The following is an 18,566-nucleotide window of genomic DNA, read 5'->3' as shown; positions in this document are numbered from 1 at the left end:
TCTTATTGCGTCAAGTCTGACATAAGTCCGGCTGCAACAGCGAGACGTGAGACGGTGAGATCACCGCCCTCAGTCAATGCAACCATACGATTTCGGACCTGATCAATACGCGCCGCATCTTCTGCGAACCATGCCGCTGCCGCGTCATTGTCCTTGCCATACTTCTTGAGTGCCGCAATCGTGATACCACGAGCTGCCTGCGTGATCGTATCGCTCGCACGCGACAGCGCCAGTCCGTCATAATAGTCGGTGACAGGAATGGTGCGGGCCGCTTCTTCGATACGTCCAATGCGGAAAGCTTCCGAAACGCCGAAATATGCCTTGGCGGTTGCCACCAGATCAGCATTGGCCAGATGTGCAATCAACGCAATATCCGGCATGATGCCTGCAAGCTGTAGATTGGCCAGACGCTGTGCAAGCTTCTCTGGCGCACCCTTTTCAACAAAGGCTGCCTTGTCAGACTGAACGGCCTCAATGAGGTAATCCGGCATCAGACCATCGAAGCGTGGCTCAAGCGCTGCACGAGCAGTGGTGATGGTGTTCACCAGTTCCGTTAGGTTTGCACGCGTTGTGTCGTTGCGCAGTACCCATGCTGTCGTTGCCAGCAGCATTTCGCCAACCAGATGATAGAACTGGTTCTGCACATCGCCAGCAACTTTGTTGTCGAGCGCATCAATCGCGTCATAGATCGCATCGATCTCAAAGCCATCACGCACAGCTACATAAGCGCGGACGATATCGGCAGGCGACTTGCCGGTCGTGTCGGCCAGACGGCTGATAAAGGTGATACCGCCGCGATTAATGATATCGTTAGCCAGCAAAGTAGCAACGATTTCGCGCTTCAGACGATGGTTTGAAATTTCCTCAGCATAGGTTTTGACCATACGCTTCGGGAAATAACCAAACAGCAGCTGCTCAAAATATGGCTCATCAGGCAGTTTGCTTGCAACCACATCGTCCGACAGCGACAGCTTGGCATAAGCGAGCAGAACCGCGAGTTCTGGACGCGTCAGCGGCTGGCCGGATTTCTGACGATCATTGAGCACCGCATCCGAAGGCAGGTATTCGACCTTGCGGTCCAATAGCTTACGGGCTTCAAGTTCGGCCATGAAGCGTGCCTGGTAAGGCAGCTCGGTAAGACCATGGAGTTCGCTCAAAGACAATGCAAGCGGCTGGAGATAGTTGTTGCGCAACACCAGTTCTGACACATCGTCAGTCATACTAACCAGCAGCTTGTCGCGCGCAGGACGCTTCAATTTACCGGAACGCATGGCAGCAGCCAGTGCAATCTTGATGTTAACCTCAACGTCAGAGCAATTCACACCTGCCGAGTTGTCGATAGCATCGGTATTGTTGCGACCGCCGGTCAGCGCATATTCGATACGTCCGCGCTGCGTCAGGCCAAGATTTGCACCTTCGCCGATTACCCGTGCACGCACTTCCGAACCCGTGATGCGGATTGCATCATTGGCTCGATCACCAACCTGCGCATCGGTCTCAGCAGTCGAGCGAATATAAGTGCCGATACCACCGAACCACAGAAGATCGACCTGCGCTTTCAGGATCGTCGTCATGATTTCTTGCGGCGAAGCAGTGGTTTTGCCAAGTCCGATGGCCTTGGCTGCTTCCGCTGAAAGTGTGATCGTCTTTTGGCTACGGCTATAGACGCCACCACCTTCCGACAGCTTCGAGCGATCATAATCCTGCCAGCTCGAGCGTGGGAGATCGAACAAACGCTTACGCTCTGCAAAGCCGTCAGCAGGGACCGGGTTTGGATCGATGAAGATGTCGCGATGATCGAATGCTGCAACCAACCTGATCTGCTCAGACAACAGCATACCATTGCCGAACACGTCGCCCGACATATCACCCACACCAGCAACCGTGAACGGCTCCATCTGAATGTCTGTGTCGAGTTCACGGAAATGCCGCTTCACGGCTTCCCACGCACCGCGCGCGGTGATGGCCATACCCTTATGATCGTAACCAGCAGAACCGCCCGATGCGAAAGCATCATCAAGCCAGAAGTCATGCGCCTGGCTGATCGCATTCGCCGTATCGGAGAATGTCGCCGTGCCCTTGTCAGCAGCAACTACGAAATAAGGATCATCCTTATCGTGACGAACAACATCGACAGGCGGTACAACATCATTGTCATGGATATTGTCAGTGACGGAGAGAAGCGTCGAGATAAACACCTTGTAAGCGTCACGACCGGCTTCAAACACTGCATTGCGATCACCGCCAACCGGCAGACGCTTCGGATAGAAGCCACCCTTGGCACCAACCGGCACGATCACCGCATTCTTAACCTGCTGTGCTTTTACGAGACCCAGGACTTCTGTGCGATAATCCTGTGCGCGGTCCGACCAGCGCAGACCACCACGTGCAACAGCGCCAAAGCGTAGATGTACGCCTTCAACTTCAGGGCCATAAACGAAGATTTCGCGATAAGGGCGCGGATCAGGCAGACCTTCGACAAGCCGCGGATTGAGCTTGAACGCGAATGTTACGCGTGGGTTGCCCTCGCCATCAGGCTGATAGGCATTGGTGCGCAGCGTTGCTTCGATCAGATTGCGGAAACGACGCAGAATCTGGTCATCATCAATGCTTGGTACGCCGAGAAGTGCGGTTTCAATTGCATCAACAAGTTTGGTTTCAGCAGCATCGCGACGCTTAGCCGATGGGTTGAAACGCAGATCAAACAGCGAATAGAGATCGTTAGCGATTTCTGGATAGCGATTTAATGCTGCCGCGATAAAGCCCTGCGAATAAGCAATACCCGCCTGTTGTAGATAACGACCATAGGCGCGCAGGATCATGATCTGACGTGCGCTCAAACGTGCAGTCTGCACCAGCGCATTATAAGCATCATTGTCAGCGAGACCGTCCCACACAGTGCGGAACACATCTTCCAGCATCTCGCCATCGTCGGACAAATCGACCGGCGCGCCATAAGCATTTACGAGCTGCATGTCGTGTACGTAAACGGCAGCGCCGTCTTTGCCGGCTAATGGAAGATCAATCGTCTGCTCGCTAACCACACGGAAGCCCATGTTTTCAAGAAGCGGCACACGCTGCGACAGCACAACCGGCGCACCATGATGATAGATCTTCAGCGAAACTGCATCCGGTCCATCAGTACGATAGCGATAGAAGTCCACAAACAGCGGAGCTTCTGCACTCAGACCAGCAATACGCTGCGCATCGATAAGCGCTTCCGGAGCTGTGAAGATTTCACGATAGGATTGCGGGAAGCTTGAAGCGAGTGCGACAGTCTTCGCATCAGCGCTATCCGCGCTTTCACGCACGGCATCGTCCCATGTACGAACGATCGAACGCACTTCTTCTTCCAGCGCATCGCGATTCACATGCGGCGTTGAACGCTCATGACGACGGATGACGAACTGCACACGCGTCAAGCCGTTCTGCAAGAACACCGGATGGAATTCGAAGCTGTCGCCGCTATAAATATCAACCAGATAACGACCGATCTTTTCACGCACAACAGAATCGTAACGGTCGCGCGGAATGTAAACGAGTACGGTGGCAAAACGGCCAAAGCGATCCAGACGTGGAACAGCGCGCACACGCGGACGTTCGCCCAATGCCAGAATAAGTTCTGCATTGGCTGTCAGGCTTTCCGTATCAATCTGGAAAAGCTCATCGCGCGGATATTCTTCCAGCACGTTGATAAGCGCCTTACCCGAATGGTCTTCGCGGTTAAAGCCAAGATGCTTAATGACCGCATCAGCCTTTGAACGGATGAACGGGATGCCGGCAACAGAGCTTGTATAAGCAACGGAAGTAAACAGACCGACGACACGAAGCTCACCAATGGCTTCGCCATTTGGCCCGAAAATCTTCACGCCAACATAATCGAGATAAGACCGGCGATGTATAAGCGAAAGCGAGTTCGCCTTGGTTACGATCAGCGGTTCACTGCCGTCGAGGAAGTCTGTGATTTCGCGTGGCGTCGCCTTGTCATCATCGTCCTTACGCAGAACGCGGACTTCGCCGTCATTGAGAATGCCAAGCGTTTCCTTATTCGGAACCAGATCACGCTTGTCGCCCTTGCCCTTGAAGGTCAGTTCGCGCATTCCGAGGAAGATGAAGCGGTTATCACGCAGCCATTCAAGAAAAGCGATTGCTTCCGGCATGGCCGGATCAAGTGTGAGTTTCTGAACGCGTTTGTAATCATCAATCGCCACATCGAGGCGCTTGATCATCGGCTTCCAGTCGCTGACGGCTGAACGAACCTGTCCAAGCACACGCTTGATTGCAGCAGTCAGATCGGCCTTGGCCTGCTTATCGAGCAGTGGCAGGTGAATCTGCACAAGACTGACGCGCTCGACGCCCTTAGCAGGTGCGAGCTGCGATGCTTCGCCCAAAATAGTCAGGCCATCTTTTTCCCGCTCAATATCGAGAACCGGGTGAACAACCATGAAAATCTGGCTGACATGATCGTTCAGCTCACCCATGATCGAGTCAAGCAGGAACGGCATGTTGTCATTGACGATGGTAATGACGCTGACAGGACGGCCATGGCGTTCGATACTGTTATCGACGCTGATAATGCTCTTACCCTTGCGATAGGATTCAAGCGCTTCAAAGCCATACTGGGCAGATTTATCGAGCGCTGCGGCATCATAAGCCGCGAGATCTTCGGGCGGTGCCCATTCGAAAAGAAGCTGCGAAAATGCGGTTAGCGTCTTCGACTTTCCTCCCTTCTTCTCCTCCTTGGCTGCCTTGGAACCCTTGATTTTGCTCGACCGATCCTGCTTTGCAGTCACGTCGGATACTCCTGTCATGATGGCAATGCGCGCCAAACTAGCAGATTGCCCACTCGTTTCGATGACAAATCGTTGAAAACAACCAAATATTTCCGTGAAAGTCAGAAAATTCGCATCTAATCCATTTAAATTGGAACAAAACTTCGGAAAGCTTTTGAAAAATTTCAGAATGTGCCGTTGAGGCTGTACGGAAATGACACAGCTTCTTTACGTAAGCGTCACAAAAGCTAAATTTCGCCACAAATCATGGCCGAATCTGATGCTGTTAACGGCCCTTAAAGTTCGATGAGATGGTCATCCAATTCATTGACATTATGCGCGCCTGCCGGGAAATTTTTCTCCAGCAAATCGCCTGCCTGGCCAATCGCCAACACAAAGCCTTCGGCCACTTCCGAGCGTGATGCATGATGGGTCAGCGTGGCAACGATGCTGTTCCATTCGTCCTGCTCAACCCGCGCATGAATACCCGCATCGGCAATCACTTCTGCATAATGTTCAGCCATCGATACAAACAACAGGATGCCGGTGCGATGTTCGGTGATATGGACATTGCGCGCCAGAAACTGCTGCAAAGCATTGAGATGTGCGCGCTTGTAGCGAATGCGACGCGGCACCAGCAGCATCCGCACTGTCGGCACAAACCAGAGCAGCGCCATCGCTGTGGCAAACGCCGCAAGTATGGCAAGGCCAAACATTGGTAGGCTAATGTCAAACCAATACCAATGCGCGAGAAAAGCCATGATAACCGAAGCAAGCAGAATACCGCAGGTCGCAACAAAACCCGCTGCAAAGAAATAGTCATCACTGGTGCGCGCCAGCACTGCGTAGATTTCACCACTCGTATTGGCTTCCGCCGCACGGATAGCCACTGCAATGCGCTCGTGATCCTGTTCGCTGATAAGGTTTTTATCACTCATAAAACTTTTCCCTACCAGCTTCCTGAGGCACCGCCGCCACCTGATGAACCGCCACCGCCGGAGAACCCGCCACCACCGCTGCTACCGCCAGATGACCAGCCCCCACCCGAAGACCGACCACCGCCTGAGCCGCCTCTTGAGTTGAAATCCATCACCATACCGAGCCAGCGATATTTGCCGGGTCCGATCTTTTGACCAAAAATCGGTGTCAGGATCGCCATGCCAAAGCCGCCAAAGAAGATCACAGCCCAGAAAATGATGAAGATCACAAAGATCCAGTCGATGTCATCGGAACCAGAACTGGTCTGAACATTCCGCTTGGCACGCGCTTCGAGTTCCGCGCCATCGCCTGATAACACCGACAAAATGCCATCGACGCCCTGCACGATTCCTTCGGAAAAATTACCGCTGCGGAACTCCGGAATTATCGTGCCATTGATGATAACGCTCGACAGCGCGTCAGTCATCGTGCCTTCAAGACCATATCCGACCTCGATACGCACCTTGCGATCATTAGGAGCCACCACAAGCAGGATACCGTTATTCTCCTGCTTTTGCCCCAATGCCCATGCGCGAAACAGGCGGTTTGAATAGCTTTCGATGTCTTCGCCATTGAGACTCGGCAGCGTTACCACAACAACCTGATCGGACGACTTTGCTTCAAAATCGGCCAACTTCTGCTTGAGTTGCTGTAGCTGCGACGGATCGATAATCCCGGCCGCATCAACCACACGACCTGTCAGTGCCTGTGTCGGCTTTGCCGCATCCTGCGCATTCGCGCCGACCGCAACAAAACTTGCAAACAGGAAAAGCAGAAACGCTGCAAGCAATCGTGGTCCATTCAGACCACGAACCACCGCATCACGCATGGGGAGCAAAGCTGCCACGGGTCGCCCGATCCGTTTTTAAAATTTGACCTGTGGTGCGCTCTGGCTTGACGCATCGGCACTGAATGTCTGCATTGGTGCAGCATCGCGATACCAGATCCATGTCCAGATCATCGTCGGCATAGTGCGGATCGATGTATTATAGACGCGGACCGCTTCAATATAATCGCGTCGGGCCACAGCGATACGGTTTTCCGTCCCTTCCAGCTGCGATTGCAGCGCTAGGAAGTTCTGATTGGCCTTCAGATCAGGATAACGCTCCACCACCACCATCAGGCGCGAAAGCGCGCTGGTGAGGTTTGCCTGATTGTCCTGAAACTGCTTGAAGAGTTCAGGATTGTTCAATGTCTCCGGCGTAATCTGCACTTGCGTCGCCTTGGCGCGCGCTTCGATCACGGCTTCCAGCGTTTCCTTTTCGTGTGCCGCATAGCCCTTCACGGTTTCTACCAGATTGGGCACCAGATCAGCGCGGCGCTGATACTGGTTCTGCACTTCGCTCCATGCGGCTTTCGCCTTCTCATCATTGGTTGGAATTGTGTTGAAACCGCACGCCGAAAGCAGCGGCACCAAAACAGCCAAACCCAGGGCAACGAAAATGCGACGGAATGAAAACGCACGAATAGCCGTTACAGCCGACATGGTATTCTCCTGAACAGGGCGCTTTTTCAGCGCTGTAAAACTCTATGCTCGCATATGCACACTGACGAAAATGCGAGCCGTCAAATCAATAGGATAGACGAAAACTGCGCGTTTTCCAGTCGTTTAATTTCAGGGCAGAATAGAAACAAAAAAGGCAGCGGATTGCTCCGCTGCCTTTCCATTCGCAAGTTGCGAAAAATTATTCGCTTGCAGCTTCTTCAGCTGGAGCAGCTGCTGCGGCAGCAGCGGCTTCTGCTTCAGCAGCAGCCTTTGCAGCTGCATCTTCTTCAGCCTGCTTAGCCATAGCAAGACGTTCCTGAGCCTTCTTGCCTGGCAGACCCTTGGTCAGGTTGCTGCGTTCTTCACGCTTTGCAATACCTGCCTGATCGAGGAAGCGAAGAACGCGATCTGTTGGCTGTGCGCCCTGTGCAATCCAATGCTGAATGCGGTCAGCGTCGAGCTTTACGCGTTCTGCGTCTTTCGCAAGCATTGGGTTCCATGCGCCAACGGTTTCGATGAAACGGCCGTCGCGTGGGCTGCGAGCGTCAGCAACAACAACGTGGTAGTAAGGACGCTTCTTGGAACCAGCGCGTGCGAGACGAATCTTAAGAGCCATTTTTTCTTTCCTTTAGTCAATTATCCTGCCCTGTCGGGCAATTTGTTAAAACAGTTCGGTTGTTTAGTTTCCGCTGTGATTGGCAGCGGCATGCTCATGGTGCCGAATGACTTCCTTCACGATGAAATTCAGGAATTTTTCGGCAAAATCTGGATCCAGATGGGCATCAACAGCCAGCGCGCGCAGACGCTCAACCTGACGCTTCTCACGGGCCGGGTCAGCAGCAGCAAGGCCGCGCTCGGCTTTCAAGACACCCACAGCTTTTGTGCAGCGAAAACGCTCAGCAAGCATATGGATGAGTGCCGCATCGATGTTATCGATGGAAGCACGCAAAGAGAGAAGTTCAGCGGGTACAGTGTTCTGTTCGTCAGCCATCTTACTCACTTCTTCTTCGGCAGGCCGGGAAGACCGCCACCAAAGCCCGGAAGCTTAGGACCGCCCAAACCCGGCAGACCTCCACCGGGAAGGCCAGGCATTCCGCCGCCTTTAGTCAGACCAGCAGCTTCCGCCTGTTTGGCAAGCGCTTCAAGCTGCTTGGGGTCCATCTTGGACAGATCAGGCATACCGCCCATGCCACCACCAAGACCGCCAAGGCCCATCTTGCCAGCAAGACCGCCCATCATCTGCTTCATCATTCCGCCCTTGCCTTTGCCCATGACTTTCATCATGTCGGCCATCTGGCGGTGCATCTTGAGAAGCTTGTTAATGTCGGCAGAACTGGTGCCGGAACCCTTAGCAATGCGCTGCTTGCGGCTGTGCTTGAGCAGATCAGGATTGGCGCGCTCGGCTTTGGTCATCGAACCGATGATGGCAATCTGACGATCAAAAACCTTGTCATCAAGACCGGCAGCTGCTGCCTTGTCCTTCATGCCACCCATGCCGGGCATCATACCCATAATGCTGCCCATACCGCCGAGCTTCTTCATCTGGCCAAGCTGATCAGCAAGATCATTCAGATCGAACTTGCCCGACTGCATCTTCTTAGCCATCGCTGCGGCTTTTTCGGCATCGATGTTTTCAGCAGCTTTTTCGACGAGCGAAACAATGTCGCCCATGCCCAAGATTCGATCAGCAATACGCTTTGGATAAAACTCCTCAAGCGCATCCATCTTTTCGCCAGTGGCGATCAGCTTGATAGGCTTACCGGTGATTGCGCGCATCGAAAGTGCAGCACCGCCACGTCCATCGCCGTCCATACGGGTCAGCACGATGCCGGTAATGCCAACGCGCTCATCAAAGTTGCGCGCGAGATTAACCGCATCCTGACCAGTCAGACTGTCGGCAACGAGCAGAATTTCATGCGGATTGGCGGCTTTGCGGATATCCGCCATTTCCACCATCAGCGGCTCGTCGATATGCGTACGACCAGCGGTATCAAGGATCACCACATCATGACCGCCAAGCTTTGCAGCCTGAACGGCGCGCTTGGCGATTTCAACTGGCGTCTGACCAGCGATGATCGGCAATGTATCGACAGAAGTCTGAATACCGAGCTGACGAAGCTGTTCCTGTGCTGCCGGACGACGCGTATCAAGCGACGCCATCAACACCTTTTTACGCTGACGTTCTGTCAGGCGCTTGGAAAGCTTGCCCGTCGTTGTTGTCTTACCCGAGCCCTGCAAACCAACCATCATAATGACGACAGGCGCTGGTGCGTTCAGATCAACTGTAACGCCTTCGGTACCGAGCATTTCGATAAGTTCGTCATGGACGATCTTAACGACCATCTGGCCGGGCTTAATGCTTTTGAGAATTTCAGCGCCGACAGCCTTCTCACGAACACGGTCGGTGAAAGAACGAACCACTTCCAGCGAAACGTCGGCTTCAATGAGCGCACGACGCACTTCGCGCAGCGCAGCCGCCACGTCGCTTTCGGAGAGAGCGCCGCGTCCGGTCAGGCCGTTTAGAATGGAGCCAAGACGCTCCTGAAGTGATTCAAACATCTAATTTCCTTTTAATCCGCGAGGAGGCTCAGTGCTTCACCGGGATAGATCGTTCTTTGATCAAACCAGTTCAAGAACCAACCAAAGCGATACATCACCCGAGGGCGCATCGCGCTGTCGGATGTGGACCTCCGGGATCGTTTTATACCAAATGGGTCCCGGTCGGTGGCTCGCGTTCTGAAGATCGCGGATAGATTGGTTGAGGCTTTAAGGCGGAGAGCCCGTAATGTCAAGCAAAAGCCCGAAAACGGGAGTCCAGAACGCGTCATCTTTGCCTATAAAACACAGTTATGGCGATTGGATTTACCAAAACTTGAACAATGCATGAGACAAGGACTATAAGCGCAGCGCCGCTTTGAAGGCTTTCAGCCTCATTGCGACATGACATTCGGTGTAAAGAATGGCAAATTCGCGCCGAGGTAGAATCAACTCCAAAGGAGATACGTATGGCATTGTTTGCCAAGGGCCGGACATGGACGGCAGCAGCAGTTCTTGCAGTAAGCATGATGGCTGGTACAAGCATCGTCGAAGCAGCCCAATGTGGCAACAATGGCGCTGGCTATAATGCCTGGCTCCAGCAGACAGTCAAGGAAGCGCAGTCGCGCGGCATTGGCAATCGCGCCATCAACGCTCTGAAGAACACCAAATATGCGCAGGCTACAATCAATGCCGACCGCAATCAGAAGAGCTTCAAGCTGACGTTTGAACAGTTCATGCAGAAGCGTGGCGCAAACACCATCATTCAGCGCGGCAAGTCGATCAAGAAGCAGAATGCAGCGCTCTTCGCAGCAATCGAAAAGCGCTATGGCGTTCCTGCTGGCCCACTGATCGCGATCTGGGGTATGGAAACAGGCTTCGGTGCTTATCTTGGCAAGCAGCACACGCTTTCTGCTGTCGCAACGCTGGCATATGATTGCCGCCGCAGCGATTTCTTCACCAACCAGCTTTATTCGGCGCTCAAGCTAATCGACAATGAAGATCTTGATCCAAATGCTGTCGGCGCGATGCACGGCGAAATTGGCCAGACCCAGTTCCTGCCAGCGAACGTTCTGAAATATGGCGTTGACGGTGATGGCAGCGGTCACATCGACATGGCACGTTCAAAGGCTGACGCGCTTTACTCGACAGCAAACTTCCTCGTCGGCCACGGCTGGAAACGCGGTGCTGGCTACCAGCCGGGTGAACCAAACTACGGCGCAATCCAGGGTTGGAATGCTGCGCAGGTTTACCAGCGCGCTATTGCCGTCATGGGCAAAGCAATCGACGAATAATCATAGATACGGCGAAGCAAGCATTATGCTTCGCCATATTAAGAATAAAGAAAAGCCCCGATTTTCGGGGCTTTTTTGTTTTATGCGGTTGGCTCAGTAGTGTTTGCAACTGCAACGTCAGGCCGCTTAAAATCGCCTGTCTGCTGGTCCATCACCCACAGTTCGCCGGTCGAAATATCGAACCATGCGCCATAAAGGGTAAGCTTGCCCTTCTTCTCAAGAATATCGACACATGGGAATGTGCGAAGATTGTTGAGCGAATAACGGATCGAAATGCGTTCCAGCGCTGTCTGACGTTCTGTCGGTGTCATCAGATCATTACCGCTGATCGTTTCCGCAGCCGGTGCAATCAGGCTCATCCACTTGCCAATGAAATCGCTTGGTGAAAGCGGTGCAAATTGAGTATCAAGCGCTGCCTTGATACCGCCGCATCGGCCATGGCCCATGACAACAATATTCTTTACCTTGAGGCTCTGCACGGCAAATTCTAGTGCAGCCGAAGCCGCATGGAATTCGCCATCAGGCTCATAAGGTGGAATAAGATTGGCAACATTGCGCAAAACGAACATTTCGCCCGGCGCAGAGTTGAAAATTGTTTCTGGAGCGGCGCGGGAATCGCAGCAGGCAATGACCAGTGTTTCTGGTGCCTGACCTTTTTCAGCGAGTTCCTTATAACGTGCCGTTTCAGACGCGAAATGCTCGCTCATGAAGGTTTGGTAACCGGCGAGGAGTGAATCTGGAATATCAGCCATGACTTTCCATTATCCCTATCGAAAACGCAGAGCAATCAAAAAACATCGGACCATAATCCTTGCGACCCGTTGCCGCTTACGAGAGTTCTATGCACGCAAGCCTTTGGTCGGATGAACCAGCCGCCTCGTCTGCACCATCGCCATTGGTGTGGCCAAACTCGATGCATCAGCTTCCAGCATCAGCTCATCAGCTCCGCGCTTTGCTGAACGCGCCATGATTTCAAATACGGCTGCCGTGGTGCTTTGGAGTGATTTTTCCTCCGAGAAACCAGCAAGTCTGCGTGCCAAAAACACCGCAGAGGTAAGATCACCAAGGCCATTGGTTGGCCCATCAACACAACGATGTTCCGCCATAAGCGCTGAGGTCGGCGTCAGCAAAATGTTACCGATGCTACCCGTCATCAGCGGAAACGCCGATGTTACCAGCATCGTTGCCGGTCCGGTATCAAGGGATGCTTCCATCAATGCCTTGTTGTCTTCCAGCTCAACACCTGTCAGCCAAGAAAGCTCAAAACGATTGGGCGTTGCAATATCCGCAAGCGGCATCAGATGGTCACGAATATCGATTGCTGTCGCTTCCGGTACATAAAGCCCCTTCTGATCGCCAATCACCGGATCACAAAGATAAAGCGCTTTGGGATTGCGTTCTTTGACCTTTTTAACCAGCCCCGCAACGGCCTGAGCTTGTTCCGAATTGCCAAGATAACCGGTCAGGATCGCGCCCACTTCTCCAAGCCAGGGTGCGCGCTCAAGATCCTGCATAAGCGTTGCAAACTCTTGTGGAGGCGGCACGATGCGTCCTGCAGGACCATGGCCTGGATGCCACGGCAGCACCACTGTCGGCACAGCCCAAACGGGGAAACCGAGCGTTTCGAGTGCGAATACGGCGGCGCGATTTCCAACGGAACCGCGCACGACATGGCTTGAGATGACAATAACGGTTGTCGCGTCCGAAGGCGCAGAAAGCGTCATGTTAAACCTGGCTTTGCATGAGATAGGAAATGAGCCAAACGATAATCGCCAGCGTGATGATGAGACCAAGCCACCGCCCGATGCGCGTGGCCCAAAGTTCGATAGGGTCGTTTTCAGGAGCATCGACGGCAGAAAGATGTTTGCTTGTACGAGAAAGCCCGCGCCGAACAATGGCTTGCGGGCCTGTTTGCTCACGCGCAAGCCTCTCAAGAATACGCTCAGCTTCATCCTGACGCTCGCGTCCCGGATTTCCGCCCTCGCCTATGCCCGCCTGATGGCGTTCTCCCATGTACTGCCTGCCTTCAAGAAAGACTCGTGCCCCGGATGAGACGATATAGCATCATGCCCGGAAGGCAGTTCTGCAAGCAGAATATTGTCTGCTTATGTCAGTTTCACGATGAGCTTACCGAAATTACCGCCTTCTAGCATCGAAATGAAAGCCTTTGGGGCATTTTCAAGCCCCTCGACAATGTCTTCGCGATAGCGAACTTGACCATCAGCAATCCACTTCGCCATATCATGATAAAAAGCTGGACGCTGATCAGCAAAATCACGCTGGATGAAACCGCGAATAGTCAGGCTTTTGGTCAGGATATCGCGCATCAGCAGCGGCATGCGGTCAGGTCCGTCAAACGCGCCCTTCTGATTATATTGCGCAATCAGACCGCAAACCGGAATACGTGCAAACGGATTGAGAAGCGGCAGAACTGCATCAAAAACCTTGCCGCCAACATTCTCGAAATAAACATCAATGCCCTTCGGACAAGCCAACGCCAGTTCCTGAGCGAAATTATCGGAGCGATGATCAAGTGCTTCATCAAAGCCAAATTCATCAATCAGTGCTTTGCATTTGTCAGGCCCACCAGCAATGCCGACGGCACGCGCGCCTTTAAGCTTGGCGATCTGACCGACAGCGGAGCCAACGGGTCCGGTTGCTGCCGCAACAACAACAGTTTCACCCTCTTTGGGCTGACCAATGGTCAACAAGCCAGAATAAGCGGTAAATCCCGGCATCCCCATCACACCAAGCGCCGTTGTGACCGGCGCTTGCTTCGGGTCGAGTTTGCGCAATGTTGATGCATCGGCAACCGCATAGCTCTGCCAGCCCGAATGCGAGAGAACAAAATCGCCGGGAAGAAATCCCGCGCTGTTGCTTTTTACAACTTCGCCGACCGTGCCACCCTCCATTGGAGCACCGATCTCAACCGGAGCAGCATAGGATTTGGCTGCACTCATGCGCCCGCGCATATAGGGATCCAGCGACAGATAGCGGATTTTGAGCAGAACCTCGCCTTCACCCGGCTCAGGAATTGCGGCTTCATCAAGACGGAAATTGTCGGCACTTGGCTTTCCATCCGGGCGCGATGCAAGGACGATCCGCTGATTGATTTTTCCGCTCATAAATCCGTCTCCTGATATTCTCGATAAGACGTAATCTAGTGCGCGTTCAGGAAAAGTGCACCTGATTCATTGCAAAGATCGATAAAGAAAAACTCGCCCATGGCGGGGGCACCATGAGCGAGGTCTCTCACTTGGAGAAAGACTAACTCGTTAGTCCATCGTCGGGATAACGAACTCTGCGCCATCCTTAACGCCATGCCGTGCGCCCGCAGCAGAGCGAGGACGCACAACATGAAAAACGTCTGGCGTTAGCCCATCGTTGGGATGACGAACTCCGCGCCATCTTTAACGCCTGACGGCCAACGCGAGGTGACAGTCTTGGTCTTTGTGTAGAAGCGGAATGCATCCGGACCGTGCTGGTTGAGATCGCCAAAGCCCGAAGCTTTCCAGCCACCAAAGGTGTAGTAAGCAATTGGAACTGGGATCGGCACATTGATACCAACCATGCCAACCTGAACGCGGCTTGCGAAATCGCGCGCTGCATCGCCATCACGGGTGAAGATCGCAACGCCATTGCCGTATTCATGTTCGTTCGGCAGAGCGAGCGCTTCTTCGTAAGTCTTGGCGCGAACTACCGAGAGAACGGGACCGAAGATTTCTTCCTTATAGATGCGCATGTCGGATGTGACGTTATCGAACAGGCAGCCACCCATGTAGAAGCCGTCTTCATAGCCCTGCATCTTGAAGCCACGGCCATCGACAACGAGCTTCGCGCCTTCTTCAACACCAAGGTCAACATAGCCACGCACACGATCAAGCGCTGCTTTTGAGACCAGCGGGCCGTAATCAGCAGAATTATCAGTCGAGGTGCCAATTTTCAGCGCTTCAACGCGTGGAATGAGCTTTTCCATCAAACGGTTTGCGGTGTCTTCACCAACAGGGACAGCAACCGAAATCGCCATGCAGCGTTCGCCAGCCGAACCGTAGCCAGCACCGATCAATGCATCAACGGTTTGATCCATATCGGCATCCGGCATGATCAGCATGTGGTTCTTGGCACCACCGAAGCACTGAACGCGCTTACCGTTCGAGCAACCACGACCATAAATATACTGCGCGATTGGCGTCGAGCCAACGAAGCCAATGGCCTGTACGTCCGGATCGTCGAGCAGCGCGTCGACCGCATCCTTGTCACCATTGACGACGTTGAAAATGCCAGCGGGAAGACCAGCTTCCATGAACAATTCAGCAAGGCGCATCGGTACGCCCGGATCGCGCTCTGAAGGCTTGAGAATAAAGGCGTTACCGCAAGCAATCGCCGGACCGGCTTTCCAAAGCGGGATCATCGCTGGGAAGTTGAACGGCGTGATGCCAGCAACAACGCCAAGCGCCTGACGCATCGAATAGGTGTCGATACCTGTACCGGCATTGTCGGTGAACTCACCCTTGAGCATATGCGCCGAGCCGAGGCAGACTTCCACAACTTCAAGACCACGCTGAATGTCGCCCTTGGCGTCAGCAATCGTCTTGCCATGTTCGCGGGCAAGCAGTTCTGCAAGGCTGTCATATTCGGCTTCAACCAATTCAAGGAACTTGCGCAGAATACGCACGCGACGCTGCGGGTTTGTAGCAGCCCAAGCAGGCTGGGCAGCTTTGGCGTTTTCGACTGCCGCACGCACTTCATCCTTGGTTGCCAGGGCAACTGTGCCCTGCACCGAACCGTCAAGCGGCTGATAAATATCTGTGGTGCGTCCGCTTTTTCCAGCAACATGCTTGCCGCCGATGAAATGTCCTACAGTGCGCATCGAAATGCCTCCCAGCTGTTGTGTTCCATAAGGCGACATACGAGCCACCCTTCTCGAGGTGCATCTTGACTCTGCAAATTCATGATTGCAAGTCGCTGAAAAGCGTATCCGTTGTGCATTTTTTATAGTACGATTTTGTAAAGATCACGCTCACGCAGAGAATGCCATGAACTGGGATGATATTCGGATATTTCTGGCTGTTGCACGTTCGGGTCAGATTCTCGGAGCAGCAAAGCGACTTGGCATTAACCACACAACCGTTGCGCGCCGTCTGACAGCGCTTGAAGCGGCTCTGTCGACCACGCTTTTGACGCGCCGCACAAATGGGTCGACACTCACCCATGCGGGCGAAGAATTTCTGCTGGCAGCAGAACGCATGGAAGCGGAAATGCTCTCCGCACGTTCACATATCGGCAATGCCGATGTTGCAGTTTCCGGAACGGTGCGTATTGGAGCACCCGATGGCTTTGGCGTGAATTTTCTCGCTCCGCGACTGGCACGGCTCACACAGCAATATCCTGACCTGACTATTCAGCTGGTTCCCGTGCCGCGCTCGTTTTCGCTGTCACGACGCGAGGCTGATATTGCGATTACCGTCGAACGCCCGGAACAAGGACGGCTGATCGCACGCAGGCTGGTGGACTATACGCTCGGCCTATACGCGCATCGCAGCTATCTTGAAGAACACGGCACACCGCAAAGCACCGAAGAGCTGAGCAATCACAGGCTGATTGGCTATGTCGAAGATCTTGTCGTCAATCCATCACTGGCCTATGCGCCCGAAATAAGCCGCGACTGGAAGCCGGATTTTGAAGTTTCCAGTGCACTTGGCCAGGTGGAAGCGGTTCGAGCAGGTGCTGGTATCGGCATCCTTCACGCGTTTATTGCGAGGGCTGATCCCGATCTTATACCGCTGTTCCCAGATCGCACGATCCGGCGCGCTTACTGGCTGACTTATCATGAATCCGCACGCACGTTGCGGCGTGTCACGGCAGTTTCGGCGCTAATTTCAGAGCTGGTTGAGAGCGAAAAGTCGCTGTTTAGCTAACCAAGACGCCAATAAATCGCCATAACGGCAGCGATCATAATGACCGGAATATAGAGCGCATCCAGTCCGATAAAATAATGCCCTAAACCGCCACAAACCGCCCCGATCATTAGCGACAGCCAGACGGAAAAATGTTGCAACCAGCGCCAGCGCGGAACCTCTCCGCGCATATATCCCGCAAGGTCGGCTGCTGAATTAAACAGTGTGCCCGTTACGTAAGTAACGCCCAAGCGCGCCGAACCAATCGGCTGCACGGCGGCATTTTGCGCGCCCATAGCGGCAGCAAGCATCAACACCGGATGGATCAACTCCAGCCCAAAGCGGCGCAAGATACAGACGAGAACAAGTATCAGCGCCACAATCGCCATTACTGCAATGCTACCATTTCGGCCATAAGCACGAACGGCAAGTGTGCCAAGAAAGGCTCCTGCAAAGAACAAACCAATCAGCGCGACCGGAAGCCAGACGATGACACGCCCCATAATATCGGGCTGTCTAGCGATGGCGAGACCAAGCTGTGTCGTGTTGCCACTCATAAACGAGGCAAAAAAGCCGCCCAATTCCAGAAAGGCTATTCCATCAACAAAACCAGCGGCAGCCGTTAAAGCCAAACCGAGCGACAGCTTTGAATTCGGTGTCATTTTTCCAAGCTTTGAAAGAAAGTCGCCCGATTGTGACAACCGGGCAAAAATTTCGTCAGACGCGTTTGACGATCCGCAGAATAATCAAAAGGATTGCTGCACCAATAAACGCATTGATGATGGAAGCGATCACACCGCCACCAACCGAAAAGCCGAGACGCGGTAACAGCCAACCTGCAAAGAAGGCACCAATCACACCAACGATGATGTTACCGATGAGGCCAAAGCCACCGCCCTGCACGACTTTGCCAGCCAACCAGCCAGCAATCAGACCCACAAACAGAAATACAAGAAGACTCATACCATCCATAAGCATTTCTCCCACTCAAAAGGCGTCCACGACGCATCATGACCAAGTTGACAATGAGTCGGCTTAGCACACAAGAGGGCTTATGAATTATGGTGCGAGATGCCGGAAAGCGCTGACGGCCTCTTCATAGACCTTGCGCTTGAAAGGCACGATCAGCTCAGGCAATTCCTGCATCGGCTTCCATGCCCATTCCTCAAACTCTGCCGTGTGTCCACCGGGCGGCGGGTTGATCGCGATTTCGCTCTCATCACCTTCAAAGCGGTAGGCAAACCACTTTTGTGTTTGGCCACGATATTTGCCCTTAAGCGCCTGACCAACAAGATGCGGCGGCAAATCGTAATTGATCCAGTTTGGTGCTTCTTCAAGCAAAGTGACCGACTTCATGCCGGTTTCTTCATAAAGCTCGCGCAATGATGCGACTGCCGGATCTTCGCCCTTGTCGATACCGCCCTGCGGCATCTGCCAAAGCTGTGTTGCGCCGTCCATTTCATCACCCGGAATGACGATGCGGCGACCCGCCCAGACGAGGCCAGCCTTATTGAGCACCATCAACCCAACGCAGGGGCGATAGGGTAGGCTTTCAGGATCGACAAGGCCTTTATGCTTCGACATGGTATCTCCGTATGCGGGT

The 18,566-nt window shown here is 53.5% G+C and carries 17 protein-coding genes; 2 read left to right on the top strand and 15 right to left on the bottom strand.

What is annotated here, in order from left to right; all coding sequences use genetic code 11:
- Window positions 1-2: 2 nt before the first annotated feature.
- The 7 genes from ACOZHT_RS17560 to ffh form a co-directional block, all read right to left on the bottom strand.
- Window positions 3-4,793, bottom strand: coding sequence for an NAD-glutamate dehydrogenase (locus ACOZHT_RS17560; protein WP_339514612.1), 4,791 nt, complete (start codon window positions 4,791-4,793; stop codon window positions 3-5).
- 275 nt (window positions 4,794-5,068) lie between these two features.
- A complete protein-coding gene (locus tag ACOZHT_RS17555; protein ID WP_339514542.1) occupies window positions 5,069-5,710 on the bottom strand; it encodes a TPM domain-containing protein in 642 nt (213 codons plus the stop codon).
- An 11-nt stretch (window positions 5,711-5,721) separates the two neighbouring features.
- Window positions 5,722-6,579, bottom strand: a complete 858-nt coding sequence (locus ACOZHT_RS17550) for a TPM domain-containing protein (RefSeq protein ID WP_421566194.1) — start codon at window positions 6,577-6,579, stop codon at window positions 5,722-5,724.
- A gap of 36 nt (window positions 6,580-6,615) precedes the next feature.
- Entirely contained in the window at window positions 6,616-7,236 is a 621-nt protein-coding gene (locus tag ACOZHT_RS17545) for a LemA family protein (RefSeq protein WP_250041259.1), read from the bottom strand.
- A 199-nt stretch (window positions 7,237-7,435) separates the two neighbouring features.
- A complete protein-coding gene (gene rpsP / locus ACOZHT_RS17540) occupies window positions 7,436-7,852 on the bottom strand; it encodes a 30S ribosomal protein S16 (protein WP_250041261.1) in 417 nt (138 codons plus the stop codon).
- 63 nt (window positions 7,853-7,915) lie between these two features.
- Window positions 7,916-8,227: a chorismate mutase gene (locus tag ACOZHT_RS17535; protein WP_036566570.1), complete on the bottom strand. Its 312-nt coding sequence runs from the start codon at window positions 8,225-8,227 to the stop codon at window positions 7,916-7,918.
- A 5-nt stretch (window positions 8,228-8,232) separates the two neighbouring features.
- Window positions 8,233-9,795, bottom strand: a complete 1,563-nt coding sequence (gene ffh, locus ACOZHT_RS17530; RefSeq protein ID WP_339514535.1) for a signal recognition particle protein — start codon at window positions 9,793-9,795, stop codon at window positions 8,233-8,235.
- Between the two features lie 446 nt (window positions 9,796-10,241).
- Between ffh and ACOZHT_RS17525 the strand changes: the two genes are divergently transcribed.
- Complete coding sequence (locus tag ACOZHT_RS17525) at window positions 10,242-11,066, top strand: lytic murein transglycosylase (RefSeq protein WP_339514533.1); 825 nt, start codon at window positions 10,242-10,244, stop codon at window positions 11,064-11,066.
- 80 nt (window positions 11,067-11,146) lie between these two features.
- On the opposite strand, the gene ACOZHT_RS17520 is transcribed toward ACOZHT_RS17525, so the two are convergent.
- The 5 genes from ACOZHT_RS17520 to ACOZHT_RS17500 all read right to left on the bottom strand — a co-directional run bounded on the left by ACOZHT_RS17520 (window position 11,147) and on the right by ACOZHT_RS17500 (window position 15,936).
- Complete coding sequence (locus tag ACOZHT_RS17520; RefSeq protein ID WP_339514531.1) at window positions 11,147-11,818, bottom strand: carbonic anhydrase; 672 nt, start codon at window positions 11,816-11,818, stop codon at window positions 11,147-11,149.
- Window positions 11,819-11,905: 87 nt separating this feature from the next.
- On the bottom strand, window positions 11,906-12,790 hold the full coding sequence (pdxY, locus tag ACOZHT_RS17515; RefSeq protein ID WP_421566177.1) for a pyridoxal kinase PdxY: 885 nt from the start codon (window positions 12,788-12,790) through the stop codon (window positions 11,906-11,908).
- Window position 12,791: 1 nt separating this feature from the next.
- Window positions 12,792-13,079 carry a hypothetical protein gene (locus tag ACOZHT_RS17510; protein ID WP_339514527.1) on the bottom strand — a complete coding sequence of 96 codons (288 nt, stop codon included), beginning with the start codon at window positions 13,077-13,079 and terminating at the stop codon, window positions 12,792-12,794.
- Between the two features lie 92 nt (window positions 13,080-13,171).
- Window positions 13,172-14,191 (bottom strand): NADP-dependent oxidoreductase, encoded by a 1,020-nt coding sequence (locus ACOZHT_RS17505; RefSeq protein ID WP_339514525.1) that lies wholly within the window; start codon window positions 14,189-14,191, stop codon window positions 13,172-13,174.
- Window positions 14,192-14,439: 248 nt separating this feature from the next.
- Window positions 14,440-15,936 carry a CoA-acylating methylmalonate-semialdehyde dehydrogenase gene (locus ACOZHT_RS17500; RefSeq protein WP_339514523.1) on the bottom strand — a complete coding sequence of 499 codons (1,497 nt, stop codon included), beginning with the start codon at window positions 15,934-15,936 and terminating at the stop codon, window positions 14,440-14,442.
- Window positions 15,937-16,102: 166 nt separating this feature from the next.
- Between ACOZHT_RS17500 and ACOZHT_RS17495 the strand changes: the two genes are divergently transcribed.
- Entirely contained in the window at window positions 16,103-16,984 is an 882-nt protein-coding gene (locus ACOZHT_RS17495; protein WP_339514521.1) for a LysR family transcriptional regulator, read from the top strand.
- Here the strand turns inward: ACOZHT_RS17495 and ACOZHT_RS17490 are convergent.
- The 3 genes from ACOZHT_RS17490 to ACOZHT_RS17480 form a co-directional block, all read right to left on the bottom strand.
- Complete coding sequence (locus ACOZHT_RS17490) at window positions 16,981-17,625, bottom strand: YoaK family protein (protein WP_339514519.1); 645 nt, start codon at window positions 17,623-17,625, stop codon at window positions 16,981-16,983. The genes ACOZHT_RS17495 and ACOZHT_RS17490 overlap by 4 nt on opposite strands.
- A gap of 55 nt (window positions 17,626-17,680) precedes the next feature.
- Window positions 17,681-17,935, bottom strand: coding sequence for a GlsB/YeaQ/YmgE family stress response membrane protein (locus ACOZHT_RS17485; RefSeq protein ID WP_339514517.1), 255 nt, complete (start codon window positions 17,933-17,935; stop codon window positions 17,681-17,683).
- Window positions 17,936-18,022: 87 nt separating this feature from the next.
- Window positions 18,023-18,547 (bottom strand): RNA pyrophosphohydrolase, encoded by a 525-nt coding sequence (locus ACOZHT_RS17480; protein WP_339514515.1) that lies wholly within the window; start codon window positions 18,545-18,547, stop codon window positions 18,023-18,025.
- Window positions 18,548-18,566 lie beyond the last annotated feature (19 nt).

Source organism: Ochrobactrum sp. EDr1-4 (genome assembly GCF_049199085.1).
Classification (GTDB): Bacteria; Pseudomonadota; Alphaproteobacteria; order Rhizobiales; family Rhizobiaceae; genus Brucella.
The sequence above is the reverse complement of the archived record's forward strand: the minus strand, read 5'-3'. Positions and strand labels throughout refer to the sequence as shown.